Here is a 12,714-nt window from a genome sequence, read left to right on the forward strand (position 1 = left end):
TTAATAATCTCATTTAAGCACACAAGCGCAATTTAGTTTATAACAGAAACTTCCCTATGAAAAGGGGGGGGGAGGTTTTGAATGCTCAAACCTAAGGCTTATGACGCTAAACCTCAGGTCCAGGACTATAAACCTCAAGTCTACGAAAACCTTTATTATGCGTTAGGGCACTTCAACCTTATTCAGTATCTTGCTGACGATTTCATCAGATGTCATATTGCTGGCTTCTGCCTCGTAAGTCAAGCCGATACGGTGGCGAAGTACGTCGTGTGCCACAGCGCGCACATCCTCCGGAATGACATAACCGCGGCGCTTGATGAACGCGTAGCTACGGGCAGCCAGGGCCAGGTTGATGGAGGCACGGGGCGAACCGCCGAAACCAATCATGTCTCTCAGCTCTTTCAGATCGTACTTCTCCGGATAACGGGTGGCAAATACAATATCGACAATATATTTTTCGATTTTCTCGTCCAAATATACCTGGCGAACCACCTTGCGGGCTTCGATAATTTCGTCAGCTTTCAGGATTGGCTTCACGTTGAACTTTTCTCCGTTGATATTCTGGCGGATAATCAGTTTCTCCTCTTCCAGTTTCGGATAGTCAATTACGACTTTCAGCATGAAACGGTCCACTTGCGCTTCGGGCAGCGGATAAGTACCTTCCTGCTCAATAGGATTTTGCGTGGCAAGCACCAAGAACGGCTTGGGCAACCCGAAAGTTTCATTGCCGATAGTAACTTGACGTTCCTGCATGGCTTCCAGCAAAGCACTCTGTACTTTGGCGGGAGCACGGTTGATTTCATCTGCCAAAACAAAGTTTGCGAAAACCGGACCTTTTTTTACTTGAAACGTTTCATCCTTTTGACTGTAAACCATTGTACCTATTACATCGGCAGGCAACAAGTCGGGCGTAAACTGAATGCGACTATATTGTGCATCAATCAGCGAAGAAAGTGTCTTGATAGCCAAAGTCTTTGCCAAACCGGGCACACCTTCCAACAATACATGTCCATCAGACAACAAACCAATCAACAACGACTCTACCAGATGCTTTTGTCCTACAATGACCTGGTCCATACCTGTGGTAAGATTGGTAACGAAAGCACTTTGTCTTTCAATCCGCTCATTCAGTTCGCGGATGTCAATTGTTTCAGCCATAAATCAATCTATTTTTTAATGTTTAATTTCCTCATTTATCCGGTTTTTAACCGGTAATCATTTTTTTAGCTCCCAAAAGTACAGGAATAAATTAACCATACCAACTAATTTTTATTAAAAAAACTATGCGAAGCCCTTAGATTAAACTACTTTCATAGAGTTTAGTATTTAACAAAAAAAGAAGCAGCAATTTTTTTACTGCTTCTTGGCCAGTTTCGGTATCTTGATAGTGGTACCATAAGGCACATTATCCGGATTCTTGATTACGTCGGGATTATGCTTCACGATATAAGGCCAAAGAGCTTTTGTTCCGTAAAAACGAAGTGCCACCCTAGTCAGCGTTTCTCCTTCCTTGATGGTATAAGTGGTTTCTGTTCCCACAATCGTATACCCCACAGAATCCGGTTTAAACGGTACAACTGTCTTTTTCTGCTCTTTTTTAGGAGCAAAAAACTGTGCTTGTACATTTTCTTTGGGAGTCTTTTTAAGCGCAGCGGTTGTTGCAGCAACAGTTTCTGCCACAGTATCTGTCCGGGCAGGAACTACAACATTTTTAAAAACAATACTGTCTGTCAAAGCAATATTGTCTTTACCGGTAAGAACATTCGCCTTTTTAGTAACAGATTCCTTTACATCTGAATCTGCAACTTCTTTTACAAGAAGGTTTGTCGCAAATTTGTCAAGCAAGTCCGGATAATACATGAAAGCTACAGCACCACCACACAATAACACTACAAAAATAACGATGCCTATAAAATATTTCATAGTCGAAGAATCTGCCATATCTTTTACCACTGCCTCAGACGGTTTCAGCTCAGTAGCAGCTATATTTTCAGGTATTGCTTCCGGTTCAGTTTTTTCCGGTTTCTCCTCTTCAACTTCCGATTCTGGCTCGACTAACGGTTCTTCCACTAAAGCAGCCTCTTCCGCCACCGCTTCTTTTATTGTAATTTCATCTTCTACGATTACAGTTTCTTCTTCAACAGCAAGTTCAACCTTCTCCTTTACCTCTTGTTCCGGAGTCTTGATTTCAATATCTTCATCATCTTCACTGTCATTTTCCTGCAAAGTATCCTCAAGCACTGTAGCGTCATTCAAAACTACAGTTTCAAAATGCGAAAATGGTCTATTGACAATATCTTTCAAAGCCGGTTCTGGCGTAAACGACACTTTTGTATGCCCTTGTATCTCAAACCTTTCCCCCGTATTCACATTAACGCTTTCACGACTCCCGACATCTATCAGCTTGAAAGTCCCCAAACCTCGTATCTTCACATACTTGTCCTTCTCCAATGACTCCTCAATCAGCTGGAAGAATTCTTTCACAAAACTATCCGCATTCCTCTTGCTCATGCCATGCCTTTCAGCCAGCGTGTCTATCAGATCTTGTATGTTCAGTTTCTCATTCATATACGGGAGATTTTTAAAAGCCAGTTACTTAAACTTATCCTTCAATAATGTACTCGGCTTATAAGTCAACACCAATTTAGGAGGTACCAACATACGCTGCTTTGTAGTCGGATTCACTGATATACGCTCTGCCTTCTTTTTCACTTCGAATGTGCCGAAGCCTTGTATAGAGATAATATTCCCCTCCTCCAACTGTCGTGTCATATCCGACAGCAATGAAGCAACCAACTCAGAAGTATCTTTCAATGTATATCCTAACCTCCGCGACAATTCAGAAGTAAACTCTTTGTTATTCAAAATGTAAGCTTTTAAATTGAACTTCAGTGCTATATTAGCAAATCTTCTTCACATATGCAAGAAGATAAGGAAAATTCTTTAAATTATTCGCCCAAAAAGGTCGAAATCATCGGAATTAATTATCTCTACATGGTAAAAGTTACCTATATGTAATGTTTTGTCTCCACGTTCAATCAGAACCTCTGGATCCACTTCAGGAGAATCAAATTCTGTACGTCCGATATAATATTCACCTTCAAGCCGGTCAATGATTACTTTCATCCGCCTGCCTACTTTTTCAGCACTCAGCTCCCCTGAAATGCCTTGTTGAATAGACATTAACTCATCCAGGCGCGCTTGCTTCACTTCTTGGGGAATAGAATCCTCGTATTCGGCAGCAGCATATGTCCCTTCTTCTTCCGAATACGCAAAAGCCCCCATTCTATCGAAACGAACTTTATGGACAAACTCTTTCAGTTCCTCAAAATCAGTTTCTGTTTCTCCCGGATGCCCCACCATCAGTGTAGTACGGAGATGGATACCGGGAACCTCCTCACGGAATTGTTCTATCAACTTATAAGTCTCAGCCTTCGTCACATGGCGGCGCATCCTTTGCAGCATATTGTCGCTGATATGTTGCAGGGCAATATCCATATATTTACATACATTGTCACGTTCGCGCATCACACGAAGCAAATCAGCCGGGAAATGCGCCGGATAAGCATAGTGCAAGCGTATCCACTCCACTCCGGGAATATCCGAAATCCGCTCAACAAGCTCGGGCAACATTTGCTTCTTGTATAAATCCACTCCGTAATAGGTCAACTCCTGGGCTATAACTTGGAATTCCCTTACACCACATGCAACCAGATATCTCACCTCACCAAGTATCTCCTCCATCGGGCGTGACACATGTCGTCCCGTAATGATGGGAATAGCACAATAAGAACATTTACGGTCACACCCTTCGGATATCTTCAAATAGGCATAATGCTTTGGAGTGGTCAGTGTACGCTCTATGTGCAACTCGTCATGATAGGCCTTTCCCAAATCCTGCAACAATTCTTTCCAATTGAATTTACCATAGAATTTATCCACCTGGGGAATTTCAACGGCCAATTCTTTCAGATAACGTTCCGAAAGACAACCCATTACATAAAGCTTTTCCAAGTTTCCTTCCTCCTTGGCCTGCGCAAATTCCAGAATCATATTAATGGATTCCTCTTTGGCATCACCGATGAAACCGCAAGTATTGATTACGACAATCTGTCCTTTTGGCCTTTCCGCATCATGTGTCACATAGAATCCCTCTTCTTCCAACTGGCGCATCAAATGTTCCGAATCCACTAGGTTTTTAGAACATCCTAAAGTAATGATATCTATAGTCTTCCGTTTCATGCATTCTCCCCAAACAGTGAATCAACAAATTCCTTTTTACGGAACACCTGCAAATCTTCCACTCCTTCACCCAATCCAATATATTTAACCGGAATTTTAAACTGGTCTGAAATGCCGATGACTACGCCACCCTTGGCTGTTCCGTCCAACTTTGTAACAGCCATTGCCGTAACCTCTGTTGCCAGAGTGAACTGCTTGGCTTGCTCGAATGCATTCTGTCCGGTTGAGCCATCCAACACAAGCAACACTTCATTCGGAGCATCAGGGACAACCTTCTTCATCACATTCTTGATTTTCGTCAGTTCATTCATCAAACCGACTTTATTATGAAGGCGTCCTGCCGTATCTATAATTACTACATCCGCATTATTGGCAGTTGCAGAATTCAGTGTGTCAAAAGCGACTGAAGCTGGGTCGGCACCCATTTTCTGCTTCACAACAGGCACGCCTACCCGTTCACCCCATATTACCAACTGCTCCACTGCAGCAGCACGGAAAGTATCGGCAGCACCCAGATAAACAGATTTTCCGGCTTTCTTGAACTGATAAGCCAGTTTACCAATCGTAGTGGTCTTCCCTACACCATTGACGCCCACTACCATAATGACGTATGGTTTCTTAGCAATCGGTGCTTCAAAGTCATCCACATCCTCCGAATTATTCTCCGTAAGCAACGCTGCGATTTCATTACGTAAAATATGATTCAGCTCAGTGGCATTCATATATTTGTCTGCTGCTACACGCTTTTCGATACGTTCAATAATTCTCAGTGTCGTTTCCACGCCCACATCCGAAGTTATCAACACCTCTTCCAAATTATCCAATACTTCATCATCAACTTTTGACTTTCCTGCCACGGCACGTGCAATCTTGCCAAACACACTTTCTTTGGTCTTAGATAATCCTTTATCTAATGTTTCCTTTTTTTCCTTGGAGAAAAAACTAAAAAATCCCATACGTTAATTATTTTTATGCAATCTATTTTCGCATTCCCTGTAAAGATATTGCAAACCGAATATAGAATAAAAATGAACTCGTTCATTTCTTATGCTAAGGTGCAGCCTATCTTCGCATTTTCAGCAAAGATATAACAAAACTGACGAATATTAAAAACTTCATCCTCTTTTTAATTGAGTAGAAGGAAAACGAAGTAGTTTTCCAATCTCTCACATCACCGTACATGCCGTTCGGCATACAGCGATTCCTATTCGGGGCACCCATTTGAGATAGCAGTCCATTAGGAGCACATATCCAGTCCTACGCAACCTATCATTAGACATTGCGGAGGTTACAAGTCGGCTTTTTCCCACACACTAATAACCATACCGGGCATACACAAAGAATCCCCTTACCGGAAAACCGACAAGGGGATTTTTATAATCCATCAGCGCTTTACAGCCACTGTATTTATCTTATTTCTTAAAGAAGTTCTGAACATCTTCATTACGGACCATCTGTTCATCAAAGATGTAAGCACCAGTCTTAGGAGACTTCACCATTTTGATAACCTTTGTATAAGAACGTCCTTCTTTACTTCCTTCGTGCAAGGTTGCTACCGCTTTCTTTGCCATAAGTTATAGATTTATTATTTGATTTCTTTATGTACTGTTACTCTCTTCAGAATCGGGTTATATTTCTTCAACTCCAATCTCTCTGTGGTATTCTTTCTGTTCTTCGTCGTAATATAACGAGAAGTACCCGGCATACCGCTATCTTTGTGTTCTGTGCATTCCAGAATCACCTGTACTCTGTTACCTTTTGCTTTCTTTGCCATAATCAGTATTCTCCTCTAATTTAGCCAATAACTTTAATGCTTTTCCAATCACAATAACCTTTAGCTACCGCATCTTTCAAAGCAGCGTCCAGTCCTTTCTTATTAATAACGCGCAAACCATTAGCGCAAATGCTAAGGCTGATCCAGCAATCCTGCTCTACATAGTAGAACTTCTTGTTAAACAAGTTCAAATCAAAGGTTCTCTTCGTTCTTCTCTTTGAGTGTGAAACATTGTTGCCAATCATGGCCTTCTTTCCGGTAATTTGACAAATCTTTGACATTTCTATCTTAATTTTATAGTTTTCTTTTTTGCCTATTTCAAACAGAGCGCAAAGTAAGCACTTTTATCGTTACCAAACAAGTTTTTCCTAAAATAATTCACTGTATAATAGTATTTTTTCCTCATTTCAATCTCTTATAAAGCAACATAAGGGCATTTTGAATTGCTTTTTTCACATTTCCCTTTCTTCCCTCGTCTCCCTCCTGCTTCATGGTAACGATTTCATTTTTATAGGCAGCAGCTATCCACACTGTGCCCACCGGCTTTTCCGGAGTTCCGCCTCCAGGACCTGCAATGCCGGAAGTAGCCACTGCACAATCTGTTTTCAGCGTTTTCATCGCACCTTTCACCATTTCTGTAACAGTTTCGCGGCTTACCGCTCCATATTTTTCCAATGTTTCGGCAGACACATGCAACAAAGACATCTTTATTTCATTGGAATACGCCACTATACCACCATTAAAGTATTCCGAACTGCCAGGAATAGAAGTTATCAAAACAGCAATTCCCCCGCCCGTACAACTTTCTGCGGTAGAAAGGAACAATTTCTTTTCTTTCAGCAGCTCTCCAACCTTTTCTTCCAACTTCATACCTTATATATTATTATATACTTATCCTAAAGTAACACGCGAATAAGCAGGTGCCTCCATTGGACAAAAATCTTTGTCCAGATATTTAAAGTATCCTGTAATGGCAATCATGGCGGCATTATCTGTCGTATAGCTGAACTTCGGAATAAATATCTTCCAGCCATATTTCCCTGCATGCTCACGAAATGCATTACGTAATCCATTATTAGCGGAGACGCCTCCTGCCACAGCCACTTCCTTTATCTTATATTGCTTGGCGGCTTTACGCAACTTGTCCATCAAGATATCCACAACAGTAGCCTCTAACGAAGCTGCCAAATCCGTCTTATGATGCTCGATAAAATCGGGATTTTCCTTCATCCAGTCACGCAAAGAGTAGAGAAATGAAGTCTTCAATCCACTGAAACTATAATCCAGCCCCGGAATATGCGGCTTGCTGAACGAGAAGGCTTTAGGATTACCCTGACGGGCCAGCTTATCAATAATAGGACCACCCGGATACCCCAATCCCATTACCTTCGAGCATTTGTCAATTGCCTCGCCTGCAGCGTCATCAATCGTCTGCCCCAGAATCTCCATATCATTATAAGCCTTCACTAAAATAATTTGCGAATTACCACCGGAAACCAGCAAGCAAAGGAAAGGAAACTCCGGCTGCACATTATCTTCACCTTCTACTTTAATAAAATGAGCTAACACATGTCCATTCAAATGATTAACATCAATCATAGGAATACCTAATGAACGGGCGAACCCTTTGGCAAAAGATACCCCCACCAACAAAGACCCCATCAATCCCGGTCCACGAGTAAAGGCCACAGCATTCAATGCCTCTTTGGTTACTCCGGCGCGTTTCAATGCCTCATGCACTACCGGAACTATATTTTGTTGGTGCGCACGGGAAGCCAGTTCAGGCACTACCCCACCATATGCTTCATGCACAGCTTGGCTGGCCACCACATTCGAAAGCAGATAGCCATCTTTGATGACAGCTGCAGAAGTGTCATCACAAGAAGATTCTATTCCCAAGATTATTGTACTCATAATGTTTATTTACGTTTAAACGCTGCAAAAGTAGTGATAAAAGTACGATTCATAACGTATTATTTCATATTTTTGTGGCGAGATTATAAAAATTAACCGCCTATCAGAAAGCTAAAAAAAACAGTACGCTGGGTACTCGGTATTGTATTGGGCCTGTATATCGGTACCATCATGTTGCTGAACATTCCATATGTTCAGCGGCAAATGTCTGTATTTGTTGCCAATGAACTGGCTTCCATGCTGGACAGCAAGATTTCCATTGGGCGAATAAACATAGGATTGCTGAACCGCATAATCATCGACGACCTGCTCCTGAATGACCTGTCCGGTAAAGAAATGCTGAAGGTGACCCGTCTTTCTGCCAAATTCGATATTCTCCCCCTATTCAGCGGCAAAATATCCATCAGTAATATACAATTGTTTGGATTTAACATCAATCTGAGCAAGCAGACTCCCAAGGATAAACCTAATTTTCAGTTTGTACTTGACGCATTCGCATCCAAAGATACGGTTCAAAAGAAAACCAATCTGAATCTCCGTATCAATTCCTTACTGATACGTCGCGGAAAGGTTTCGTATGATGTTCTGTCTGAAAAAGAGACTCCGGGAAAGTTCAATCCACAGCATCTCCGCTTGCGCAACATTATTGCAAACATCTCCCTAAAAGCATTGCAAAATGATTCTATTAATGCCGCCATCAAGCGTCTGAGTATCGAAGAGGAGCACTCCGGATTTGAATTGAAGAAACTAAGCCTAAAGGTTATCGGCAACAACCAACGGATGAAAATCGAAGATTTTGCCATTGACCTCCCCAACACCTCTTTAGCAATGGATACTATACACATGGATTATGACAACCTGGGGGCTTTTAACAATCTTGCCCAAGATGTACGTTTCTCATTCCATTTGCTACCCTCTCAAATTGCCTTGCAGGATTTATCGGCTTTTGTTCCGGCTTTCAGTTCCTTCAAGGAGAAATTGCAAGTAGAGGTACAGACGGACGGTACCATCAATCAACTGAATTGTCCACACCTTTCCGTCTCTGTCAGAAATCATTTTTATCTGAGGGGAGACGTATCTCTGCAAGACCTTTCCCATCCGGAAAGTGCTTATATATTCGGCAATTTGTCCAATTTGTACGTAGATCCGGAAGGAATGGCCTTCCTTGTTCGGAATTTCAGCAAGAACTATAATGGAGTACCTCCAGTCCTGCAACACTTGGGAACGGTTTCCTTCCGTGGAGAAGTCTCGGGCTACTTCACAGACCTCGTAACTTACGGACAAGTACGCACCGACATCGGAACCATCCAAACTGACGTAAAACTAAGTTCTAACAAAGATAAAGGTTATTTTGCCTATTCCGGTGCAATAAAAACAAAGGAATTCGAACTTGGCAGGATGTTGGGTAACAATAAACTCGGCAAAGTAACCTTTAACCTGGATGTCAACAGTAATCATTACGAAAACCAATACCCGTCTGTCATATTGAAGGGATTGGTTACCTCCATTGATTACAGCGACTACACTTACGAGAACATCACCTTGGATGGAGAATACAAGCAGGGAGGTTTCACAGGAAAAGTCGCCTTGGATGACACCAATGGTACTGTTATTTTGAACGGTACTATCAATACCGCCAGTCGGATACCTACTTTCAATTTTCAGGCAAACATCGACAAATTTCGTCCTCATGCCCTACATCTGACACCCAACTATGAAGATGCGGAAATATCAGTCAAGGTCAAAGCTGACTTCACCGGTGGTTCCATTGACGAGATGAACGGTGAAATCAACGTTGACAGCTTACTGTTCGCAGCTCCAGAAGCACAATACTTTCTGGACAATCTGAAGATATCTGCCATAAGGAAAAGCAAAGACCGGAAACAGCTGACCATCCAATCCAATTTTCTCCAAGGTAGCATAGAAGGAGACTATTCTTATCGTACCTTGCCTGCCAGTGTACTGAATATCATACAGCGTTATATCCCCGCCCTGATTCTGCCAGACAAGAAACCCATAGAAACTGAGAATAATTTTCATTTCGACATGCACATTTACAATACGGAACTACTCTCCACCGTCTTTCAGATTCCGATAAAAGTATATACCCATTCCACTATCAAAGGATACTTCAATGACAAGGCACAGCGGCTCCGCGTAGAAGGCTATTTTCCCCGTCTCCGCTATGAGAACAAATTCATTGAATCAGGAATGTTCCTTTGCGAGAATCCCAGTGACCAATTCCATACGCGCCTACGTTTCAACAACCGCAAATCAAATGGCGCAGTCAATATAGCCTTAGAAGCGCAAGCCCAGAACAACAGCATACAGACCACGCTGAATTGGGGTAACAGTAGCACTGTAACCTACAGCGGAAAACTTGCCGCTGTCGCCCATTTCATCCGTGAACAGAAAGAAGCAAATGAAAGCAAGAGAGACTTAAAAACCGTCATTGATGTTCAGCCCACCAACGTAATACTGAACGATACACTGTGGGATATACATCCTTCTCAGGTGGTATTCGACTCCGGCAAAGTGTACATCAATGGTTTTTACTTTAGCCATAAAGACCGGCACTTGCGTATCAATGGTATCGTTTCACCACAACCCGAAGATACTGTACGTCTGGATTTGAAGGAAATTAACATTGGTTATGTATTCGACATTGCAGACCTCGGAGTCAATTTCAAAGGAGAAGCCACCGGTCCGGCTTTCGCTAGCGGAGTACTGGAAAAGCCCGTCATGAGTACCAACTTGTTTATCCGCAACCTCGGGCTGAACGAAGGATTGTTGGGTGATGCCAATATACACGGAGAATGGCACCACGATGTGAAAGGCATCTATCTCGATGCCCATATCCGGGAGAAAGACATTGCCAAAAGCCATGTGTATGGCTATGTCTATCCCCTGAAACCCACCAGCTCATTAGACCTCCAGATTGAAGCGGGCGGCACCAACCTGAAGTTTATACATCATTATATGAGCAGCATCACGCCCGAATTCAACGGACGTGCCACCGGACATGTACATTTCTATGGCAAATTCAAGGCTCTTACCATGGAAGGACGTATATTTGGCGATGCCTCCATGAAGGTAGACGTGCTCAACACCACTTTCTCCGTCAAAGACAGCATCTACATCGAACCCGGCGGATTGACCTTCCGCAACAACCGCATTTTCGACACGCAAGGGCATCAAGGCAGCATGAGTGGCTATCTGCACTATCAGCATTTCAAGAACCTGGAGTACCGTTTCAATTTCAATGTCAACGACATGCTGGTGATGAATACCAAAGAATCACCAGACTACCCCTTCTATGGTACCGTCTATGGTACGGGAAATGCCACTATTGCCGGTAACGCCCAAGATGGCGTGAACATTGACGTTGCAATGACCACCAATCGTAACACCTCCTTTACATATATAAAGGATAATGTTTCTACAGCAGTCAGCAACCAGTTCATCAAGTTTGTGGACAAGACACCACGCCGTGCCATACAAGACTCTGTCCGCCTTTCCGACTACGAGATTGCTCAAAAGGAAATTGAGGAAGAGAAAGAGAACGACACTGATATCCGGCTGAATCTCTTGGTAGACGCCACTCCCGACGCCACCATGAAGATTATTATGGACCCTATGGCCGGCGACTATATCAGTGGACGGGGAACCGGAAGTATCCGTACTGAGTTCTTCAATAAAGGAGATGTAAAGATGTTCGGCAGTTACCGGATAAGCCAGGGAGTCTACAAATTCAGCCTGCAAGAGGTCATCCGGAAGGACTTTATAATCAGAGATGGAAGTACCATTACATTCAACGGCTCGCCGCTGGATGCCACTCTGGACATAAAGGCAGGCTATACGGTCAACTCAGCATCCTTAAATGACTTGATGCCCAACGAGGCAACCTCCGGCTACATCAGCCAGACAAATGTAAAAGTGAACTGCATGATGGACCTTACCGGACAATTGACTTCACCTGATGTAAAATTCGACATCGAACTGCCCAACGAACGCGATGAAGTGCAAGCCATTGTCCGAAACTATATTCCTACCGATGAACAAATGAACATGCAGATACTCTATCTGCTGGCTATCGGCAAGTTCTATACCCCGGAAAACTTGGGAGCCACCCAGAATTCGAATATGATGTCCAGTGTTGTTTCATCCACCCTTTCCGGACAGTTGAATAATGCTTTGTCGAACATTCTCGATGTCAATAACTGGAACTTCGGTACCAATTTCAGCACCGGAGAAAGAGGCTGGACAGACGTAGAGTTCGAGACCATGCTTTCAGGACAATTATTGAATAACCGACTACTTATCAATGGTAATTTTGGTTATCGTGACAATCCGATGGCAAACACCAATTTTGTGGGAGACTTTGAAGCGGAATGGCTCGTCAACCGTTCCGGAGACATCCGCTTGAAAGCGTACAACGAAACGAACGACCGCTACTATACCCGGACAAATCTGACGACACAAGGTATTGGCATTATCTTCAAAAAAGATTTCAACAAATGGAGTGAGCTCCTTTTCTGGAACAAATGGAAACTCAACCGGTTGAGAAAGGAACAAGAAGTAAAACACAATACTCTATCCACTGATAAAATAAACACAGAACAGCAGATACCCGAGGCACAATCAAAACGGAAAAGGGAGCAAAAGTAAGATTGACGTTTTCACTTGTCCACATTGAAGGTTGTAGAATAGGGATATTCAGTAAATGTCTCTAAAAAATAAGATGGCATATGAAGTGATTATGGTCTATCCTCTTCATATGCCAT

At 42.8% G+C, this 12,714-nt stretch carries 11 protein-coding genes; 1 reads left to right on the forward strand and 10 read right to left on the reverse strand.

What is annotated here, in order from left to right:
• Positions 1 to 162: 162 nt before the first annotated feature.
• From M1B78_RS14885 to tsaD, 10 genes are all read right to left on the reverse strand, one after another.
• Entirely contained in the window at positions 163 to 1,158 is a 996-nt protein-coding gene (locus M1B78_RS14885) for an AAA family ATPase (protein ID WP_136010993.1), read from the reverse strand.
• A gap of 195 nt (positions 1,159 to 1,353) precedes the next feature.
• Positions 1,354 to 2,568 carry an HU family DNA-binding protein gene (locus M1B78_RS14890; protein ID WP_257941093.1) on the reverse strand — a complete coding sequence of 405 codons (1,215 nt, stop codon included), beginning with the start codon at positions 2,566 to 2,568 and terminating at the stop codon, positions 1,354 to 1,356.
• 24 nt (positions 2,569 to 2,592) lie between these two features.
• Positions 2,593 to 2,865, reverse strand: coding sequence for an HU family DNA-binding protein (locus M1B78_RS14895; RefSeq protein WP_025832116.1), 273 nt, complete (start codon positions 2,863 to 2,865; stop codon positions 2,593 to 2,595).
• 78 nt (positions 2,866 to 2,943) lie between these two features.
• Complete coding sequence (gene rimO / locus M1B78_RS14900) at positions 2,944 to 4,242, reverse strand: 30S ribosomal protein S12 methylthiotransferase RimO (protein WP_136010995.1); 1,299 nt, start codon at positions 4,240 to 4,242, stop codon at positions 2,944 to 2,946.
• Positions 4,239 to 5,198, reverse strand: a complete 960-nt coding sequence (gene ftsY, locus M1B78_RS14905) for a signal recognition particle-docking protein FtsY (RefSeq protein ID WP_257941094.1) — start codon at positions 5,196 to 5,198, stop codon at positions 4,239 to 4,241. The genes rimO and ftsY overlap by 4 nt, the downstream gene beginning before the upstream one ends.
• A gap of 456 nt (positions 5,199 to 5,654) precedes the next feature.
• Positions 5,655 to 5,813: a DUF4295 domain-containing protein gene (locus M1B78_RS14910; RefSeq protein WP_005827735.1), complete on the reverse strand. Its 159-nt coding sequence runs from the start codon at positions 5,811 to 5,813 to the stop codon at positions 5,655 to 5,657.
• A 14-nt stretch (positions 5,814 to 5,827) separates the two neighbouring features.
• Positions 5,828 to 6,016, reverse strand: a complete 189-nt coding sequence (gene rpmG, locus M1B78_RS14915; RefSeq protein ID WP_002560155.1) for a 50S ribosomal protein L33 — start codon at positions 6,014 to 6,016, stop codon at positions 5,828 to 5,830.
• 20 nt (positions 6,017 to 6,036) lie between these two features.
• Positions 6,037 to 6,297, reverse strand: a complete 261-nt coding sequence (gene rpmB, locus M1B78_RS14920) for a 50S ribosomal protein L28 (RefSeq protein ID WP_136010997.1) — start codon at positions 6,295 to 6,297, stop codon at positions 6,037 to 6,039.
• 121 nt (positions 6,298 to 6,418) lie between these two features.
• Complete coding sequence (locus M1B78_RS14925; RefSeq protein ID WP_257941095.1) at positions 6,419 to 6,886, reverse strand: CinA family protein; 468 nt, start codon at positions 6,884 to 6,886, stop codon at positions 6,419 to 6,421.
• A 21-nt stretch (positions 6,887 to 6,907) separates the two neighbouring features.
• Positions 6,908 to 7,930, reverse strand: a complete 1,023-nt coding sequence (gene tsaD / locus M1B78_RS14930; RefSeq protein ID WP_257932247.1) for a tRNA (adenosine(37)-N6)-threonylcarbamoyltransferase complex transferase subunit TsaD — start codon at positions 7,928 to 7,930, stop codon at positions 6,908 to 6,910.
• A 204-nt stretch (positions 7,931 to 8,134) separates the two neighbouring features.
• Here tsaD and M1B78_RS14935 point away from each other — a divergent pair, with 204 nt between their 5' ends.
• Positions 8,135 to 12,598, forward strand: coding sequence for a translocation/assembly module TamB domain-containing protein (locus M1B78_RS14935; RefSeq protein WP_257941096.1), 4,464 nt, complete (start codon positions 8,135 to 8,137; stop codon positions 12,596 to 12,598).
• Positions 12,599 to 12,714 lie beyond the last annotated feature (116 nt).

Origin of the sequence: Bacteroides muris (ex Fokt et al. 2023), from assembly GCF_024704895.1 — a bacterium.
In the GTDB taxonomy this organism is placed as follows: Bacteria; Bacteroidota; Bacteroidia; order Bacteroidales; family Bacteroidaceae; genus Bacteroides; species Bacteroides muris.

What these genes read in the sequence shown, in the direction of transcription:
- ftsY (WP_257941094.1), bottom strand. Translation starts at nt 5,198, where the DNA reads ATGGGATTTTTTAGTTTTTTCTCCAAGGAAAAAAAGGAAACATTAGAT.
- rpmG (WP_002560155.1), bottom strand. Translation starts at nt 6,016, where the DNA reads ATGGCAAAGAAAGCAAAAGGTAACAGAGTACAGGTGATTCTGGAATGC.
- M1B78_RS14935 (WP_257941096.1), top strand. Translation starts at nt 8,135, where the DNA reads ATGTCTGTATTTGTTGCCAATGAACTGGCTTCCATGCTGGACAGCAAG.
- M1B78_RS14890 (WP_257941093.1), bottom strand. Translation starts at nt 2,568, where the DNA reads ATGAATGAGAAACTGAACATACAAGATCTGATAGACACGCTGGCTGAA.
- rpmB (WP_136010997.1), bottom strand. Translation starts at nt 6,297, where the DNA reads ATGTCAAAGATTTGTCAAATTACCGGAAAGAAGGCCATGATTGGCAAC.
- tsaD (WP_257932247.1), bottom strand. Translation starts at nt 7,930, where the DNA reads ATGAGTACAATAATCTTGGGAATAGAATCTTCTTGTGATGACACTTCT.
- rimO (WP_136010995.1), bottom strand. Translation starts at nt 4,242, where the DNA reads ATGAAACGGAAGACTATAGATATCATTACTTTAGGATGTTCTAAAAAC.
- M1B78_RS14885 (WP_136010993.1), bottom strand. Translation starts at nt 1,158, where the DNA reads ATGGCTGAAACAATTGACATCCGCGAACTGAATGAGCGGATTGAAAGA.
- M1B78_RS14925 (WP_257941095.1), bottom strand. Translation starts at nt 6,886, where the DNA reads ATGAAGTTGGAAGAAAAGGTTGGAGAGCTGCTGAAAGAAAAGAAATTG.
- M1B78_RS14910 (WP_005827735.1), bottom strand. Translation starts at nt 5,813, where the DNA reads ATGGCAAAGAAAGCGGTAGCAACCTTGCACGAAGGAAGTAAAGAAGGA.